Origin of the sequence: Dyadobacter crusticola DSM 16708, assembly GCF_000701505.1 — a bacterium.
Classification (GTDB): Bacteria; Bacteroidota; Bacteroidia; order Cytophagales; family Spirosomataceae; genus Dyadobacter; species Dyadobacter crusticola.
Genome location: NZ_KL370786.1, coordinates 11,832 through 29,103, shown reverse-complemented (window position 1 = coordinate 29,103; position 17,272 = coordinate 11,832). Strand labels below are relative to the sequence as shown.

The 17,272-nt window shown below is 46.5% G+C and carries 13 protein-coding genes; 7 read left to right on the top strand and 6 right to left on the bottom strand.

Annotated elements, in window-relative coordinates:
* Positions 1 to 11 precede the first annotated feature (11 nt).
* Both Q369_RS0122130 and Q369_RS0122125 read right to left on the bottom strand, forming a co-directional pair.
* A complete protein-coding gene (locus tag Q369_RS0122130) occupies positions 12 to 833 on the bottom strand; it encodes an SDR family oxidoreductase (protein WP_031529914.1) in 822 nt (273 codons plus the stop codon).
* Between the two features lie 95 nt (positions 834 to 928).
* Complete coding sequence (locus Q369_RS0122125; RefSeq protein WP_051664218.1) at positions 929 to 1,825, bottom strand: helix-turn-helix domain-containing protein; 897 nt, start codon at positions 1,823 to 1,825, stop codon at positions 929 to 931.
* Positions 1,826 to 2,134: 309 nt separating this feature from the next.
* On the opposite strand from Q369_RS0122125, the gene Q369_RS0122120 reads away from it, so the two are divergent.
* The 5 genes from Q369_RS0122120 to Q369_RS0122100 all read left to right on the top strand — a co-directional run bounded on the left by Q369_RS0122120 (position 2,135) and on the right by Q369_RS0122100 (position 10,082).
* Positions 2,135 to 3,292 carry an acyltransferase family protein gene (locus tag Q369_RS0122120; protein ID WP_031529912.1) on the top strand — a complete coding sequence of 386 codons (1,158 nt, stop codon included), beginning with the start codon at positions 2,135 to 2,137 and terminating at the stop codon, positions 3,290 to 3,292.
* 200 nt (positions 3,293 to 3,492) lie between these two features.
* Positions 3,493 to 4,053 (top strand): TetR/AcrR family transcriptional regulator, encoded by a 561-nt coding sequence (locus Q369_RS0122115; protein ID WP_229206921.1) that lies wholly within the window; start codon positions 3,493 to 3,495, stop codon positions 4,051 to 4,053.
* Between the two features lie 93 nt (positions 4,054 to 4,146).
* The gene (locus Q369_RS0122110; protein WP_031529910.1) at positions 4,147 to 5,325 is read left to right on the top strand and encodes an efflux RND transporter periplasmic adaptor subunit; all 1,179 of its coding nucleotides are present in this window, start codon (positions 4,147 to 4,149) and stop codon (positions 5,323 to 5,325) included.
* 127 nt (positions 5,326 to 5,452) lie between these two features.
* Positions 5,453 to 8,611: an efflux RND transporter permease subunit gene (locus tag Q369_RS0122105; RefSeq protein WP_031529909.1), complete on the top strand. Its 3,159-nt coding sequence runs from the start codon at positions 5,453 to 5,455 to the stop codon at positions 8,609 to 8,611.
* Between the two features lie 49 nt (positions 8,612 to 8,660).
* The gene (locus tag Q369_RS0122100) at positions 8,661 to 10,082 is read left to right on the top strand and encodes an efflux transporter outer membrane subunit (RefSeq protein ID WP_031529908.1); all 1,422 of its coding nucleotides are present in this window, start codon (positions 8,661 to 8,663) and stop codon (positions 10,080 to 10,082) included.
* Between the two features lie 256 nt (positions 10,083 to 10,338).
* Here the strand turns inward: Q369_RS0122100 and Q369_RS0122095 are convergent, their stop codons facing one another.
* The 4 genes from Q369_RS0122095 to Q369_RS0122075 all read right to left on the bottom strand — a co-directional run bounded on the left by Q369_RS0122095 (position 10,339) and on the right by Q369_RS0122075 (position 13,469).
* Positions 10,339 to 11,253 carry an SDR family oxidoreductase gene (locus Q369_RS0122095; RefSeq protein WP_031529907.1) on the bottom strand — a complete coding sequence of 305 codons (915 nt, stop codon included), beginning with the start codon at positions 11,251 to 11,253 and terminating at the stop codon, positions 10,339 to 10,341.
* Between the two features lie 692 nt (positions 11,254 to 11,945).
* A complete protein-coding gene (locus tag Q369_RS0122085; RefSeq protein ID WP_031529906.1) occupies positions 11,946 to 12,932 on the bottom strand; it encodes a type II toxin-antitoxin system HipA family toxin in 987 nt (328 codons plus the stop codon).
* Positions 12,913 to 13,257 carry a HipA N-terminal domain-containing protein gene (locus Q369_RS0122080; RefSeq protein WP_031529905.1) on the bottom strand — a complete coding sequence of 115 codons (345 nt, stop codon included), beginning with the start codon at positions 13,255 to 13,257 and terminating at the stop codon, positions 12,913 to 12,915. The genes Q369_RS0122085 and Q369_RS0122080 overlap by 20 nt, the downstream gene beginning before the upstream one ends.
* Complete coding sequence (locus Q369_RS0122075) at positions 13,254 to 13,469, bottom strand: helix-turn-helix domain-containing protein (RefSeq protein ID WP_031529904.1); 216 nt, start codon at positions 13,467 to 13,469, stop codon at positions 13,254 to 13,256. Before Q369_RS0122075 ends, Q369_RS0122080 begins: the two co-directional genes overlap by 4 nt.
* 438 nt (positions 13,470 to 13,907) lie before the next feature.
* On the opposite strand from Q369_RS0122075, the gene Q369_RS29135 reads away from it, so the two are divergent.
* On the top strand, positions 13,908 to 14,075 hold the full coding sequence (locus Q369_RS29135; protein ID WP_157488284.1) for a hypothetical protein: 168 nt from the start codon (positions 13,908 to 13,910) through the stop codon (positions 14,073 to 14,075).
* Between the two features lie 841 nt (positions 14,076 to 14,916).
* Positions 14,917 to 17,268, top strand: coding sequence for a PAS domain S-box protein (locus Q369_RS28535; protein ID WP_051664217.1), 2,352 nt, complete (start codon positions 14,917 to 14,919; stop codon positions 17,266 to 17,268).
* The last annotated feature ends 4 nt before the right edge of the window (positions 17,269 to 17,272 follow it).

Sequence of the window (17,272 nt, the reverse complement as noted above, 5' to 3'; positions counted from 1 at the left end):
CGGGGTCAGTCTTACTTTTCGCTCGCTAATGCAATCTCTTTTTGCGCTTCAAGTGCTTCCAATCTTGCCAACAGGGATGCGCGGACGTCACGGAATGCATCTCCGCCCAACGCGAGCCTCAGCGGTGCCGGCGTCAGCTCAACGCAATCGATAATTGCCTGAACCGATATGTCTACATCATTCTTAATCGGAAATGCCCCTTCGGCGATGGCACGTCTTGTGTCTCCTGCCGGCGTCTGATCATAGGCTTCCATGACCGGAGCCGTAACCATTCCTGCCCCGAAAGAGGTTGGGTGTGCGCCGGGCTCCACAATCGTCACACCGATATTGAGTGGTTTGAGCTCCTGGGCGATCGTGTCACAAAAGCCTTCAATGGCCCATTTTGTGGTGTGGTAATAACTAAAATTGGGGTAAGTCGTCTGACCGCCGGCTGATGAAATTTGTAGAATGCGGCCATGCCCCTGGGCTCTGAAATAAGGCAAGAAAGCCCTGATTACCTGAATCGAGCCAATTACATTTGTATCAATCTGCTGACGGATCTGATCATCTGCCGCCTCTTCCACTGCACAGAACAACGCATATCCGGCATTGTTCACTACGATGTCTACATTTCCAAGGTCGCTAAAAACCTGATCTGCAACAGATTTTATTTGCGCATTATTAGTAACGTCAAGCACGTAGATGTGTAAATGATTCGGATAGATCGATTTCAAATCAGCAAGTGAATCGGCCTGCCGGATGGTTGCTGCCACCCGATCCCCTTTTTCCAACAACTTCTCGGTAAGTACTCTGCCAAGGCCTTTTGATGAGCCTGTGATGAACCATGTTTTCATAGTAGTAATGCATTTGTAATAATGAGAGCAAAACTATATCTGAAATACAAAATGAATTAACCCTGATCAAACCAATGCTGACCCGAATCAAACCTTCATACCGTCCGAAGAGAGGATGGCGCTACAGCCGTGTGCTTGCGAAATGCCCGGGAAAAATGGGTGGGCTCGTCGAATCCAAGACTATGGCTGATCTGCGCTATAGTCCAGTTGGAATGAATAATTAAAGTATGTGCTTCCTGCATCAACCTTTCCGCTAACAGTTGTGATGTCGTTTTGCCAGTCACCTCTTTCACGACCCGATTGAGATAGTTGGTGTGCACCGAAAGCTTGTCGGCAAACTGCTGCGGGGTTCTCAGGGTTATCTGCTGGTGTATATAGGCTATTGGAAACTGACTTGAAAGTAAATCCTTAAAAGACTTAACCAGCGTAGCCGCGGCATTTTGTGGTAGATGTTCTAACGACGGTTGAAGCTTCATCGCATGATGAATAAATTCCAAAACATACAAGAAAAGCAGGTCGTACTTATGCAGGTAGGAGGAGGCTTGCTCGTCAAGCATTTTCTGAAAAATACTTTCAAAGAGGCATCTTTCTTTTTCTGTCAATTTAAAAACCGATTTTAAACTCCCATTAAAAACACCCCAATCGGAGGGACGCAGGTGCGTATGTAAGGGTAAAAAATCTGCTGTAAACAAAGAGCTATAACCCTGACATTTCTTCTGGGCCAACTCCCATCTGTACGGCACCTCCGTGTTCGTAAACACCAAAGCCCACTCCCCGCCACCAATCGAGTATACCTGCCCCCGATGATGATATTCCGAGGGACCGGTGGCCAATGTGATTTTATAAAAATCCTTTCGGCTGTAAACCAAGCTTGCAGCGAGGCTTTCTTCGGAAAAATCATCCAGCCTTACGGCCACAAAATAGCCGGCAGTCGGATCTTTTACCTCTGAAAGTTCAGGTGCAAATAGTTGTATAGGTTGTGTTTCGATCATTTTCAGCTAATGAAAAACAATGTGCCTGTTCCCAACGCATTTTGAAATAAAACAATTCACATCCTTCAAAGTCACTGGTGCTTGTTCTGATCCGACTTCCTGGCTTTTGCGACTCTACTTTTATCGTGACAATATGTACTTGATATCCCGAATCGCCACCGGCCCATGATCGCCCTGAAACATCAAGTAAAAAGGCATCCGCCTGAACCGGTAGCTGCCTTGGTTTTTGCGCATCCGTCTGATGAAATGAGGTTGCGAGAGATTAGCAGGTTTTTGTAATTTGGTATTTTAGCTATAATTATGAAATAAATGGCTCTTCCTGGCACTCAGTCGGCATTGATTTCCGAATCTCCCAAAAGCAAAATCCTTTATATTGATAATCTGAAAGTACTGCTCACTGCGGTCGTGATCGTGCATCATGCGCTGGTGACTTACGGTGCGCCCGGTGGTTGGTACTATTACGAGAAATCAGAATTGGAAGCCGCCGTCATTCCGATGACAATGGTCGTCAGCGTAGACCAGTCCTTTTTTATGGGCTTCTTCTTTTTTCTTTCTGCGCTCTTTATTCCAGCATCTCTAAAACGCAAAGGAACTGCCGTTTTTATCAAAGACCGTTTTTTCAGATTGGGCATTCCGCTGATATTCTATTCGTTTGTCCAGGCGACGATTATGAATTATCTGGTTTACCGCTATGGTGGAGAGCACAAGATTTCGTTTATGCAGTTCTTGTCGGGTTATGATGGCTGGATAAATGTCGGAGTACTTTGGTTTGTTGTCGCGTTGTTATTGTTCACGTTGTGTTACGTCGCTTGGACAATTTTCGCCAAACAGGATTTAAAACAATATCAATTACCTTCTATAAAACAAACCTTAGTCTTCGCTTTTATGCTTGGATTGACCACTTTTTTAATCAGGACGATTTTTCCGGTGGGCTGGGTGTTAGAGCCGGTGGGGTTTCAGCTTGGGCATTTTCCACAGTACATTGCTGCATTTATATTCGGATTGGTTGCCGCCCAAGCCAAGTGGATCGAGCAGGTTGATCAGCAACGTTATCAGCGGCTGAGAGTATTTATCCTTGGCATGATCGTTATCGCCTTTCCGCTTATCTTTTCCCTTAAAATCGTCTTTGGCCAGCCGCTTGAATGGTTTGTGGGAGGCTGGCATATCGCTGCATTTCTCTATGCATGCTGGGAACAGATCCTGGGCATTTCCATCATGGCCGCACTGCTTGCATTTGGGAAGAAGAAGCTGAATACCTCGTCCGACTTCATGAAGAAAATGTCGCGTTGTGCCTTTGCCGTGTACATTTTGCATCCATTTATGCTAGTGGTGTCCTCGCTTGCGCTAAAAAGCTGGGCCGTCGATCCGGCGATTAAATTACTGTTCGTTGCGCCACTTGCCGTCCTGTCTACCTTTTTGCTGGGTCGCCTTATTCAGAAAATTCCAGGCGTGAATAAAGTTGTCTAGAAACGAATATTTATTCCAGTAGAAAGCTGCTGGCACGCAGAGCGCATATATTTCATCGGCAGATAAAGCCCGGCACGTCGATAAACAACATTCTGAAATACTTCTTGACTAAATCAGAAAACGCCCCTACCTTTGCTAACACCGTTAGCTATTTTTGAGAAATGGGCATTGCTGAACGAAGGATAAGACAGAAAGAAAACATGCGGACTAACATTCTGGCTGTTGCTTTGCAGCTCGTCAAGGATGAAGGCTGGCAATCTTTATCTATCCGCAAGATTGCTGATGCTATTGAGTACAGCGTGCCGGTGATTTACGACCACTTTGAAAACAAAGAGGCTATCCTGTTTGAACTTTCTTTAGATGGTTTTCGGCTGTTGGAAAGAACGCTGGAAAAGAACAAAAAGAAACACGCCGACCCCACGCAGCTGCTAAAAGCGCACGCAGAGGCTTACTGGAACTTTGCTTTCAAGAATCCTGAATACTACCAGCTTATGTACGGACTAGGAATGCCCTGCTCCGGAGCCGGAAAAATCAAGCCGGAGTTCAATGTGTTCCGCGATTATATAGGACAAGCCATTGAAAAAATTGTAAAAGAAAAAAAATCGACCGACCAGGAAACCTGCTTTAAAATCTACGCGTTCTGGTCGGTACTGCATGGCCTTATCTCAATCGTAATGATGCGCTGCGCCGACATTGATGACTCAGAAATGAACAAAAAGGTAATGGACGACTCTGTGGAAGCATTCATTAAAAACTTATAATTTTTTTCAGAACAAGCTAACACTGTTAGTAATAATAACTCCCCTATCTTTTATAAAAGTCTATCTCCACCACAAAAAACGACCTTCAAGGCCATGACAATCGAACATTTAACCAAAACAAAAAAGCTTGCTCCATTTGTACTCTTAGCTACTTTGTCGGGCGCACTTTACAGCTGCGGATCCACCACAGCCAACGCGCCGGCCGAAATGCCAGCTCAATCATTGCCCGTACTCACCGTCAGTGACCATCAGGTTACAGCGCACAGGGAATTCACAGCGTCCATCGAAGGAAGCCGCGACATCGAGATCCGCCCGCAAGTAGACGGTTACCTGGATAAAATCTCTGTTGACGAAGGTGCGTATGTAAGAAAGGGTCAGGTGCTGTTCCACATTGATGCGCGCCCTTATGCCGAGCAGCTTAATACGGCCAACGCCAGTCTGCAATCTGCAAAGGCGGCCTTGGAGAGTGCAGCCATTAATGTCGACAAACTTGCGCCGCTGGTTGCCAACAATGTGATTTCTGACGTGCAGCTAAAATCAGCAAAAGCCGCATACGAGGCTGCAAAAGGCAATGTCGCGCAGGCACAAGCTGCTGTGGATGCTGCCAAGATCAACATTGGCTACACTTCCATCAAAGCGCCTGCCGACGGCTACATAGGCACCATTCCATTCAAAACGGGGAGTCTTGTGGGCAAAGCAACAATGGAAGCTCTTACTGTGCTTTCTGAAACCAAGGACATTCACGTTTACTTTTCGATGAGTGAGCTTGACTTCCTGGAATTCAAAAATCAGTTTCCCGGCAACACCGTTGAGCAAAAGATCAAGCAAATTCCGCCAGTTGAGCTGGTTTTGGCCGACAACAGCATTTACCCACAAAAAGGAAAAGTCGAAGTTGTGGAAGGCCAGTTTGATAAAACAATGGGCGCTATCAACTTCCGGGCAACATTCCCGAATGTGAACGGACTGCTACGTTCAGGCAACACCGGCAGGGTAAGGATTCCAAGAGAACTTACCAAATCTGTCCTCATCCCGCAGGAAGCCACATTTGAGCTGCAAGACAAAGTGTTTGTTTACACCGTTCTGGACAGCAATAAAGTGGAAGGCCGCCCCGTGACTGTTTCCGACAGAAGCGGACGATACTATCTGATTTCCAAAGGTTTAAAACCGGGCGAAAAGATTGTTTACAACGGCCTGGACAGGCTGCGTGACGGAATGGCGATTGCCCCGCAAAAGATGTCGATGGACAGCCTGCTGCTTGCCAATCCTATCTAAGTTGAACTGATAAACTTACAGCTGACGAATAGCGCCATAGCGTTACCCATGCTATGGAACGCTATCCGTATGCAAAAACAAATTTACCCTATCATGCTCTGACACTCCGGAGCAAAACAGCATTTTTATGTTTCAGAAATTTATAGAAAGGCCTGTTCTTTCGACCGTTATCTCCATCCTTATACTATTGCTGGGGGGTATCGCGCTGACAACATTGCCCATTACCAAGTTCCCCGATATTGCCCCGCCCACCGTTCAGGTTACTGCCGTATATCCGGGAGCGAACGCCGAAGTGGTTGCCCGCGCGGTGGCCACGCCCATCGAAGAAGCCGTGAACGGTGTTGAAAACATGACTTATATGACGTCGTCGTCCAACAATGACGGCACAATGGCGCTGAATGTTTATTTCAAACAAGGCACCGACCCGGACATTGCGGCTGTTAACGTGCAAAACCGCGTTTCAAAAGCGGTAAGCCAGATTCCCCAGGAAGTGGTTCAGGCAGGAATTTCCACGCAAAAGCAGCAGAACAGCATTATCATGTTTGTGGCATTGTCAAGCGAGGACAGCACTTATGACGAAACGTTCTTGCTGAATTATATCAAAATCAACTTGGTGCCCCAGCTGCAACGTATACCTGGGGTCGGACAGGCACAGCCTTTCGGAACACGTGATTATTCCATGCGGATCTGGCTGAAACCCGATCGCCTTGCGGCTTACAAATTGTCTCCCCAGGAAGTTACTGCAGCCATTCGGGAACAAAGTCTGGAAGCTGCGCCGGGACGTTTGGGCGAAAGCAGCAAAGAGGTTTTTGAATATGTTTTGAAATACAAAGGGAAACTGACGCAGAATGCTGAATATGAGAATATTATTATCAAAGCAAACAGCGATGGTTCGGTAATCAGGCTGAAAGATCTGGCGCGGGTGGAATTCGGATCTTACACTTACTCATCCAATGGTAAGCTGAATGGTGACGCATCCTCTGGTGTGGCCGTTTTCCAGACTGCCGGAACAAATGCGAACGAAATCCTGATCCAGGCAGAGGCGTTGCTGGCGGATTTTGAAAAGACCCTTCCTAAGGGCATGAAAACGACGATTATGTACAACTCCAAAGACTTTTTGGACGAGTCGATCGGGCAGGTACGTACGACCTTGATCGAAGCATTCATTCTCGTTTTCATTGTTGTATTTATTTTCTTGCAAGACTTCCGCTCTACATTGATCCCTGCCATTGCGGTGCCCGTGGCCATTGTCGGAACGTTTTTCTTTATGCAGCTTTTCGGGTTTACAATCAACTTCCTGACGCTTTTTGCACTTGTGCTGGCAATCGGGATTGTGGTCGATGATGCCATTGTTGTCGTCGAGGCCGTCCACTCCAAGATGGAGCTCACACATTTGCCTGCTGCTGCGGCGACCAAGGAATCGATGAACGAAATTTCGGGAGCGATCATTTCGATTACGCTGGTGATGGCGGCGGTGTTTGTTCCGGTTGGTTTTATGCAAGGTCCGGCCGGGGTCTTTTACCGGCAATTTGCCTTCACGCTGGCTATTGCAATCTTAATATCAGCGCTTAACGCCTTGACATTGAGCCCTGCTTTATGCGCATTGTTTTTGAAAAACCCACATGCAGAACAATCGCATAACGGCCATCTGGTGCGTGCAGGATTTTCGGCGCGCTTTTTCTCGGCGTTCAATACGGGTTTCCAGACGATGACGAACAAGTACATCAACAGTCTGCAATTCCTGGTGAAACGCAAATGGATCACGATTGTCGGCTTGCTGGTGCTTACAGGCTCAACGCTTTGGCTCACATTGAAAACACCAACGGGTTTTATTCCCACAGAAGACCAGGGTTTCTTGCTATACGCATTGAATACACCTCCGGGGAGTTCGTTGGATCGTACCCAAAAAGCTATGGCACAGGTGGATAGCATTGTAAAGAGCTCACCAATTGCCGAGCAGCGCTATATCGTAGAAGGGATGAACATTATCTCCAATTCAAATGCATCGCCTTATGGTGTCGGGTTCATCCGCATGAAACCGCAGGCTGAACGCGGTGATGTGAAGAATTTCGATCAGATCGTGGCCATGATGTCGCAGAAAGTGCGGGCTGTTAATGATGCGAATGCGTTTTTCTTCACCTTCCCGACCGTAGATGGTTTTGGTAATGTCAGCGGTTTTGAATTCATGTTACAAGACCGTGGAAATGGTTCTCTTGAAAAATTGAGTGCGACCACCAACCAGTTCCTGGCAGCATTGATGAAGAAAAAAGAGATCGCTTATGCATTCACAACCTTTGCAACGGGTAATCCGCAGTATATGCTCGAAGTTGATAATGCCCAAGCCAAGCAGTTGAATGTGCCGGTGAATGAGCTTTTGCAAACCTTGCAGATCTACTACGGCAGCAGCTTTGTGTCCGACTTCAACCGTTTCGGTAAATATTACCGTGTAATGGCACAGGCAGATGCTTCTTACCGAGCCAATCCTGCCTCCCTCAATAACATTCATGTCAAAAATACGGAAGGCGAAATGGTGCCGGCCAACCAGCTGGTGACATTGAAACGCGTCTTCGGCCCTGAGACAGTGACGAGAAATAACTTGTATAACGCGGTTGCGATCAACGGAACGCCTAAGCCCGGTTACAGCACGGGAGATGCCATTCGCGCAGTGAAAGAAACGGCGGCGGAAGTTTTGCCCAACAATTACCGCACGGAATGGACGGGTATGACTCGCGAAGAAATCAACGCCGGTTCGCAGATCCTGTTGATCTTCGTTTTGAGCCTTGTGTTTGTTTATTTCTTGCTGGCTGCTCAGTATGAAAGCTATATCCTGCCGTTTGCCGTAATCCTGACCATTCCGCTGGGTGTGTTTGGTGTGATGCTGTTTATCAATTTATCAGGTATTGAAAACAACATTTACGTGCAGGTTGGTTTGATCATGCTCATTGGTTTGCTTGCGAAAAACGCCATTCTGATCATTGAATATGCGGTGCAGCGACGGAAGGCAGGAATGAGCATTGTGGAGTCGGCGATGGAAGCTTCTCGGTTGCGGCTAAGACCCATTTTGATGACCTCTTTTGCATTTATCGTTGGTCTGGTGCCATTGATGCGCGCCACGGGCGGATCGGCTTTGGGTAACCGCTCTATCGGAACGGGTGCTGTGGGCGGCATGTTGACGGGCGTGATCTTCGGTATTTTCGTGATCCCCGTGCTATATGTAATTTTCCAATATTTGCAGGAAAAAGTAGTCGGTAAGCCAAAAGAGCTGCGCGAAGGCCTGGAACATTGACCTGTCTTTGAATTGCCAAACCGACTGTTATTAACAAAGAACCACAATTATGAAATTGAAATTAACTCACATATATATCCCGCTTTTACTGCTATTGTCGGTGCTCATCGCATCCTGCAAGGTAAGCAAAGATTACCAGCGACCGGAGCTTGCTGTGCCGACGCAATACCGGAATGTCGCTTTTGCTGACACGGCAACGGCGGCGGACATTGAATGGCGGAAATTCTTTCCGGATACGACATTGCAGGCACTTATCCAGCGCGGGCTGTCCTATAACAATGATTTGCAACTGGCTTTGAAACGCATTGACATTGCGCAGCAGCAAGTTAGACAAGCCAAGTTTTTGCAAATCCCAGCGCTGAACCTGCGGGTAACGGGCACTTACAACCGCCCTTCCAGCAACAGTTTGAACGGAATCAGCGCAAGCAGCTTTTTGGGTTCAAAACACATTGAAAACTACATTGCCGCCGTGGATGTAAGCTGGGAAGCAGATATCTGGGGAAAGATCCGCAGGCAACAACAGGCTACACTCGGCCAATATTTGCAGACGTTTGAGGCCTCCAAAGCCGTCCAGACCAAGCTCGTTGCGGACATTGCGAAGGGATTTTTTAATTTGTTAATGCTGGATAAACAGCTTGCAATTGCCAAAAGCAACCTGGAACTAAGTGAAAATACATTGCGCCTGACGCGCTTGCTGAAAGATGCCGGTGAAGTGACCTCGCTCTCCATCCAGCAGTCGGAAGCTCAGCGCGAATCGATTGCATTGCTGATACCGCAATTGGAACAGGACATTGCCATCCAGGAAAATGCGCTCCAGATACTCACCGGACAAATGCCCGACAGTATTGCGCGGAAGGTCCAGCTGTCTGACTTTAGTGCTAACGACAGTCTGGCAACGGGCGTGCCTGCCGCGGTGCTAAGCCGTCGTCCGGATGTCCGCGCCGCCGAATTATCTGTGCTGGTTGCGAATGCGCAGCTTGGCGTCGCGCAGGCGAGTATGTATCCGTCGTTGATTATCACCGCTGGGGGCGGGCTTGAATCTTTCAAGTCCAGCAACTGGTTCAACATTCCCGGTTCATTGTTTGGTCTTGCAGCGGGGACCATAGCGCGCCCCATTCTGGCAAGAAGGGAGCTGAAGACAAATCTGGAAGTTGCAAAAATTCAGCGCGAACAATCGGTCATTGAATTCCGTCAGTCGGTGCTGAATGCGGTTGGGGAGGTTTCCAATTCCTTGATCCAAACCCAGAAATTAAAAGAACAAGAAGCCATTGCCAACAACCAGGTTACCATCTTACAGGCAGCTATTACCAATGCGCAGCTGCTTTACAAAAGCGATATGGCCAATTATCTGGAAGTCATCACGGCGCAAGGGAATGCGCTGCAAGCTGAGCTAAACCTGGCATTTATACGCAGCCAATCGCTCATTGCACGCGTAGACCTTTACCGCAGCCTGGGCGGTGGCTGGAAATGATATGCATTGATGATCATTTATTAACCCTGAGGGAGTTCAATCCAGATCCTTTGCGAACATTAGCATTACAAGGGGTCCTGGATGAATATGAATCTGTAACATACACTTATTAGCAGGCGAGGGATTGAGCTGCCCGTTCTATCCCTCGCTCTATATTTTCTGCATTTACTTCACCACAATAACTGCTGTATTGCCGGTGGTTTGGAATTTTTCATCGGTATAAAATTAGGCACTCTGATAAGAGGTGTTATTTTTGTTAGAATTCAACTTTGGCTAACGCTTGGGATATCTCCCATAATTTCGAAGAAACACTTACATCCTCTGCTTGTGCAGGTATTTTCGCGACAGACGGAAATCCCCGAGTCTCCATCATTCTGTCTGGCCCATAATAAGCGCTTCCCTTAGCGTCCGGAGATGTAGCCGCGTATAGTGTTGGCAAGGCTCCCTGTGCAGACGGCTGAAACAAAAACGGAAGAAAAGTCCGCGCCATTCCTGCGACACTCCACCGTCCTGCACCTGTAATAAGCAGATTTGTTCTGGAAACACCCGGATGAGCAGCTATACTTGTGATACCCCAACCGTGCTTTTCACTTTGCCGCTGAAGTTCAATGGCAAACATCAGGTTTGCGAGTTTGGACTGACTGTAGGCTTTCCCGGGAGAATACGAAGATTTTGATTGAAGGTCATCGAAATTGATTCTTCCCTCGCGATTTGCTACACTTGAAACGGTCACAACCCGGGATTTTGGCGATTTGCGTAATAATGGAAGAAGTTGTGCGGTCAGAGCAAAGTGACCAATGTGGTTTGTGCCGAACTGTAATTCAAAGCCATCGGCCGTTTCGAGTCGCTTTGGTGGCGTCATTACGCCAGCGTTATTGATAAGAAGATCGATGGCTTGCCCTTTTGCAATCATTCTCGAAGCAAAGGCTCTGATCGATGACAAGTCCGCAAGGTTTATTTGCTCGAAACTCACTTTGGCTATGGGGTTAAACTGATGAATCCTGGCAATTGATTCCGCCCCTTTTTTGGGATTCCGTCCCATTAATATCACGTTCCATCCTGCTGACGAAAGCGCCAGTGCATCTTCATATCCGATACCCTCTGTGCTGCCTGTAATGATAGCCAATCCACCGTTTCTTTGAGGAATATTAGCTGTTGTCCAATTTTTCATTTGTGTCTGTTTTTAATGCTTTTTGTTGATACAAAGGTGGGTAACATTAAAAAAACAGATGTAGCTGAAAGTCGTATTGCTGTAGTGAAAAGTCCTTTGTTTCCTAGGATCGCTTATCTCCGCCGGATCAGCTTGTTGGAGACAAACACACCAAAATGGGCTACCAAATAATCGCTCTACAAAATACATGTTTATAAATTAATACATCGAGCTATCGCTTCGAAGCAAAATTTAATAGGGAATCAATGATTAACACAGAATATCAGAAAGCCAACTTAGGCACAGCTTTTACCAAAATAATCGCATGATAAATAGATATTGGTAATAACCATCCAGTGCCCTGCAGCGAGCTGAAATGTCATTTTTCTTTTTGGTTAATTTATTGAGCATCGGCGAGGATTGAATAAATCGGGAGTTGGTAAACTCCTTTGTTTATTTGTCTCTGTTTTCACGGTGATGGTCGCCGTCATTTGCCAATCTCATAAATATGCCAAGCAATCCAGGTTGAAGAAGGCTGCTTGGACATCTGTTGCCTAAGGGAAGTATTATTACCAGGCAGTGGCTAAGGTCCCTAGATTGCCTCCCTTGATACCAGAAGTCTATGATATTAATAGCCCGACGCACGAGGTTTTTCCAACAGTTTCATTTAAGTTGATGCAGATACATGTTAATTGAGCTATGCACAGATATGACTAGTTTTTCATAAGCTGCCTCAGCCGGCCCTGAAAAGCCTGTAGGTAATTGCGTTTTGTTGTCTGGTCCAGGAAAGAAGCAGAGATTAGCTGCTCGACTTGCTGGGACCCGCTGAGCATACGTGAGACTATTCCTTCAAATACTTTCGAATTGATTCCTGCTATCTGAGCCAATAATGTAAATTGCTGCATCACCTTACCCTGGGTTAGTTTTTTTGGTAAAATCCCGTCGTCGAGAGCAAATTCTTTATCGCCAATATGTATACGGCTGTTGAGCAAATCATAAGCTGGACTCAGTCGATAGTCCCCTTGGTCAGTTTCAAGCAGCGAGAAGTTTTTGAAATGGGCATCACCGTTAGAAAATAGATAGTTGAACATCAATATGCGGAGCAACTTTGGTGATTCGACTGTGTAAGCAGGGACATACTTTTGCATCAGCTCAAAAATCTCTAAATAATTTCCCAAGTATTTGTAGTGTTCTCCATGGGTTTGGGGCATACGTCCTGCCAATGATGCAAAATCATCCTGCGCACGTTTCCTGCCATTGGCATGCCTGTCAAATCGTTTCGTAATATAGGCTTGCGCGCCGTCAGCAAAAAAGATCAGGGCGTTCTCCGCTGTTTCAATACCGTAAACCTGCCTGGCGATCTGCATAGTCAGATGCTCGTTGGCCGGCATCTGGTCCGGCCTGCGGCCTGCGGCCGGTATTGGCTTTAAGATATAAGTACCTTGCTCGTCTTCTTGGATTAATCGCAATTTATTCTTGTCAAGGGTTACCGAGAACTTTTCCTGAACACCCGATATTGATATCCGTCTGCGATTCTCTTCAAAAAGCTGATCAGTATCCTGATTGGTCGCCGGCGAACCATAACTTAGAATATGGCTTACTCGCTTGCCATCAAAGACCCGTCTGAGGCAATTCTTGCTGTAAGTGTCATAGCCGGGCGCCAATGTGCCTGGGCAAAATTCAATAACTGGTAAGCTCATTGTTTTGGATTTTAATAATTGTAACGGCTCCAATCGTGTCGCTTTTTGCAGTCGTGAGCAGCAAGCCGAAGTAGTCGTTTCGATCTATTCGGTTCAGGTGACAGACCAATTGTTTATTGGAGCCTTCGGGTAGCATGTTATAGAAAAAAGGAAATAGGTATTCAGACCGATAAGCCTGAATCGTTTTTGGTAAAGTCAGACTAATAGCAGGTTTCGAACTGTCTTCTACCCATTTTTTGTGGTACTGAAATTCAAACCTACCTGTGTTATCCTGCGATAGAATGCCAGCCTCTTCTCCTCTAAAAAGAACTTTTGCAGCTCTCATGGGTTAATTGTTTTTTTGACACTCAGGGTAATTTCAAGGCCCAGGGCATCACACAGTTTTTTTAATGTTGATAAAGTGGGATTGCCTTTGCCAGACTCAAATTTCTTTAAAGCACCCAGCGCTACACCAGATAAGTCTGATAGTCCTTGTTGCGTAACCCGCAGAGATTCCCGCCTAGCTTTGATCGCCTTAATTATGGGTAAAAAGTCCATTAAAGTGTTCTTTTTGACGCAAAAATAGTGCTTTTATTCTACGTACCAAGAAAAAGTATTCTATAATATACTTTTTTGCGTAAAAGGTTAGTAGTAATGAAGCATGGCACAGGAAAGTACACCTGAATGTACTTTCTGAAATGAGGAAGGCTCAATCTTTAAGCTGATAAAAAAGACATGTTCTGTATTAGATACATACGCATATCGGAAAGTAGACGATTTTGAAGTTGATGCATCAGTAAAACTCTGCCTGGCTTGATTGGGCCAGAAGGAGAGCAGACTGGTATGATCCTATTGTTGGATCAGACTACGAGTGGCTTGAGGGCATTGCGCCAGAAACAATCATAACTTAAAATGATTCCGGCAGAAATACTGGTTCATGGTCCAAACATGCGCTATCGCCTTGGCCGCTGGCTTAGGAGTAAACCACGTGTTCCAATGAAAAAAGAATCTGATGAGCTCTTAGCATTAAAGCACAAACTGGCTGCTGTTGAAAAGGAAAACGAACGACTTAAATTGAAGAATGGAGGATTGGAAATTATGATCAATATCGCTGAAAAGCAGTTTGACGTTCCAATCCGAAAAAAGTCTGAGCCCAAGCAGTAACGTAGTTGAGCTACCAGCGTCCCCTAGTGGCGATGAAAACATTATGCGAGCTGCCGCGTCGGCGGTCCGATTGGGTATGGCCGCCAGGCATGGTATGAAGCCATAGACGCAAAGATCGACGGGCTGATGACGAGCGGCTTTTAGTTGCTCAAATTCGATTGATACGGTTACAGCATCATAAAGATACCAAAATAAGGTATGGACGCAAGAAAGTCTGACCACCCCTTCGTCTGCTTTCGAAGACCGAAGTACCCGACAACGAAGAAGTAGTGCTAAGAATATGCTCATTGCTGAACGAATACGTAATATTTACGTATTCGGCCCTAAGAGACTTCTCCCCAAGTCCAATATTGATGGCCAATTATCGGGTTATTAGTTATGCATCGAGTTCGAGGCAATTGGGCATTGCATGAGTAGACGCCGCAATGGATTTTGTAGGCGACGCGCTCAGCTACGCTGCCTGCTATAAGGCACACCTGACCATGGTCAGACGCTGTGATGATGCTTTGCCTTAGAAAGATGGATATTTCTCAGACTGCTCTAAGCCTCTTTAATTTTGGCTTTTTACATGAACTTCCTTTTACTCAACCTAGCATTTCCACACTTGAAGATTGTATAGAAATAACAAATTAAGGTATAATTATACTTTAAAGAACTAATAAGTACCTTTCTGCACGGGCCGCTTTCCGTATCAAGTAAGAGATCAGGTGATGTTGTTGTTACATTACTTGCCCGGCTCAATTTTGTTGTGTAATATCGGTCAACGGATCGGTTGTCTGCTTAGCCGGTCAGCTCTTCTCAAGTTGACGGCACACAACATTAACCGCCCCAAAAGCTCGCGATGAATAACAGAAAACAATGGTCTGCCTTACCAACTCAAGTCGAGAATAGCCAGCATCCTGCCCAACTGCCTTTGGTGGAACATTTGCCGGTAGGGATTTGCATTTGTGATCAGCATGGCACGATTACCTACTTTAACCGGAAAGCGCAAGAGCTTTGGAGAAATGCTCCGAAAAGTCCCCTGCAAAAATTTTGTGGGTCGTACCGCCTTTACAATTCCGACGGATCGCTACTTCCACACACGAGCTCGCCAGTTGCGCGTTGCCTGGAAGACGAGAAACCCATTCAGCAGTGGGAGATGATCATAGAAAGGCCAGATGGTTCGTTGATCCATGTAAACGCTAGTGTCGTCCCTGTCCATGACCCGAGCGGGCAAATAACAGGGGCGATCAACTGCTTGAGTGACGTAACATTACAAAAAACTGCTTCGAATGCTTTGAAGAAAGATGCAGATGAGATGCAAGACTATCTCGAAAACGCAACTGTTGGTCTTCACTGGGTTGATGCTGACGGTATTGTAAAATGGGCGAACCAGGCCGAGCTGAATATGCTCGGTTACAGTAAAGAAGAATATATCGGCCACCACATTTCGGAGTTCCACGCGCATGCACACAAAATCGACGATATCTTAACACGTTTAAAGGCAGACCAGGCACTTAACCAGTATGAATCTGAAATGGTTTGTAAGGATGGCAGTATACGGACTGTTCATATCAGCTCCAATGTTTTTCGCGTTGACGGAAAGTTTATCCACACAAGGTGTTTTACAGTAGATGTCACGGCAAACAAACAGCTCTTTCTGCAACTGCAGGATAGTGAGTACCGTTACCGCCAGCTGGTAGAGGGCTTGCCCGCAGCGTTTTACACAACAGATGCAAACGGTTATATAAACATGTTCAACCGGGCAGCGGTTGACCTGTGGGGGCGCCAGCCGGTGCTTGGTCAGGACCTTTGGTGTGGGTCATGGAAAATTTTCCGTCCCGACGGCTCAGCGATGCCGCTTGACAGCTGCCCCATGGCCGTAGCACTAAAAGAACAGAGGCCGGTTTACGGTGAAGAGATCATCATAGAAAGGCCTGACGGTTTAAAAAAGCATGTACTGCCGTACCCAAGTCCGACTTTTACTTCTGACGGGCATTTGACAGGTGCGGTCAATATGCTTGTTGATATAACGGTTTTAAAACAGGCTGAACAAGCGCTCAGGGAGAGCGAAGACCGTTTTAGGAATGCAGCCGATACGGCCCCCGTAATGATTTGGATGGGAGAGACAGCCAGGCACCGTGATTTTTTTAATAGCTGCTGGATTCAATTTACCGGGCGCGGTGCCGAGCAGCAGGCGGGCACAGGTTGGATGCAGGGTATCCACACCGATGATTTTGACTATGTTGAAAACGTAATTGACTCAGCTTTTGCTTCAAAATCGGAGTACAAAATCCAGTACCGGCTTCGCAGGCATACAGGTCATTATCGCTGGGTACATTCGCAGGGAAAGCCACGGTATACCCCAGACGGTGATTTTGCGGGCTATATCGGCACTGTCATTGATATCCACGAGCAAAGGCTGCGTAAACAGGTACTAGAAAAACATGTGCAGGAAAGGACACGTCAGCTCCGGGATGCGAATGACAAGCTGGAAAGGTCTAATAAAGAGTTGGAGGGCTTTGCATATGTTGCAAGCCACGATTTGCAAGAGCCCTTAAGGAAAATCAAATCATTGGGCAGCTTGCTCGTAGAAAGACATCGGGACACTATTGGGGAAGCCGGGGCGGATCTGATTAGAAGGATGCAGTCTGCGTCGGAACGCATGGGAATGTTAATTGATGACTTGCTCAGCTTTTCCCATGTATCGAGCGCACACCAGAAGATCCAGGTGGACTTACAAGAGGAAGTAAGAGGAGTATTAATGGACCTTGAAACGGCCATCAAAGAAAAAGGTGCAGATATACAAGTAGGCAAGCTTTTACCTGTCAATGGCTATGCGCCACAAGTCAGGCAGTTGTTTCAAAATTTGATTAGCAACGCTTTAAAGTTCACTGTCCCCGGCAGAACGTCCGTCATAAAGGTTTCATCGCAGATCGTAAGAGGTAACCAGGAAGGTTTAGGCTTATCCCGTCGTGAGGGCGAAAAACGGTTCCAAATGATTGAAGTCAGGGATAATGGCATCGGGTTCGACCAACAATATGCTGACCAGATTTTTCAGCCGTTCCGCAGGCTGCATAACAGAAGTGAGTTTGCCGGCACAGGCCTGGGTCTTGCAATTGTTAAAAAAATTATAGAAAACCATAATGGATACATAAAGGCAAACGGGATACCGGGAGAAGGTGCAACCTTTAAACTGTTCCTACCAGAATAAGTTC

Coding starts and splice junctions, on each gene's coding strand:
- Q369_RS0122100 (WP_031529908.1), top strand. CDS start 8,661: ATGAAATTGAAATTAACTCACATATATATCCCGCTTTTACTGCTATTG.
- Q369_RS0122130 (WP_031529914.1), bottom strand. CDS start 833: ATGAAAACATGGTTCATCACAGGCTCATCAAAAGGCCTTGGCAGAGTA.
- Q369_RS28535 (WP_051664217.1), top strand. CDS start 14,917: ATGAATAACAGAAAACAATGGTCTGCCTTACCAACTCAAGTCGAGAAT.
- Q369_RS0122105 (WP_031529909.1), top strand. CDS start 5,453: ATGTTTCAGAAATTTATAGAAAGGCCTGTTCTTTCGACCGTTATCTCC.
- Q369_RS29135 (WP_157488284.1), top strand. CDS start 13,908: ATGAAAAAAGAATCTGATGAGCTCTTAGCATTAAAGCACAAACTGGCT.
- Q369_RS0122125 (WP_051664218.1), bottom strand. CDS start 1,825: ATGATCGAAACACAACCTATACAACTATTTGCACCTGAACTTTCAGAG.
- Q369_RS0122075 (WP_031529904.1), bottom strand. CDS start 13,469: ATGGACTTTTTACCCATAATTAAGGCGATCAAAGCTAGGCGGGAATCT.
- Q369_RS0122120 (WP_031529912.1), top strand. CDS start 2,135: ATGGCTCTTCCTGGCACTCAGTCGGCATTGATTTCCGAATCTCCCAAA.
- Q369_RS0122115 (WP_229206921.1), top strand. CDS start 3,493: ATGCGGACTAACATTCTGGCTGTTGCTTTGCAGCTCGTCAAGGATGAA.
- Q369_RS0122110 (WP_031529910.1), top strand. CDS start 4,147: ATGACAATCGAACATTTAACCAAAACAAAAAAGCTTGCTCCATTTGTA.
- Q369_RS0122095 (WP_031529907.1), bottom strand. CDS start 11,253: ATGAAAAATTGGACAACAGCTAATATTCCTCAAAGAAACGGTGGATTG.
- Q369_RS0122080 (WP_031529905.1), bottom strand. CDS start 13,257: ATGAGAGCTGCAAAAGTTCTTTTTAGAGGAGAAGAGGCTGGCATTCTA.
- Q369_RS0122085 (WP_031529906.1), bottom strand. CDS start 12,932: ATGAGCTTACCAGTTATTGAATTTTGCCCAGGCACATTGGCGCCCGGC.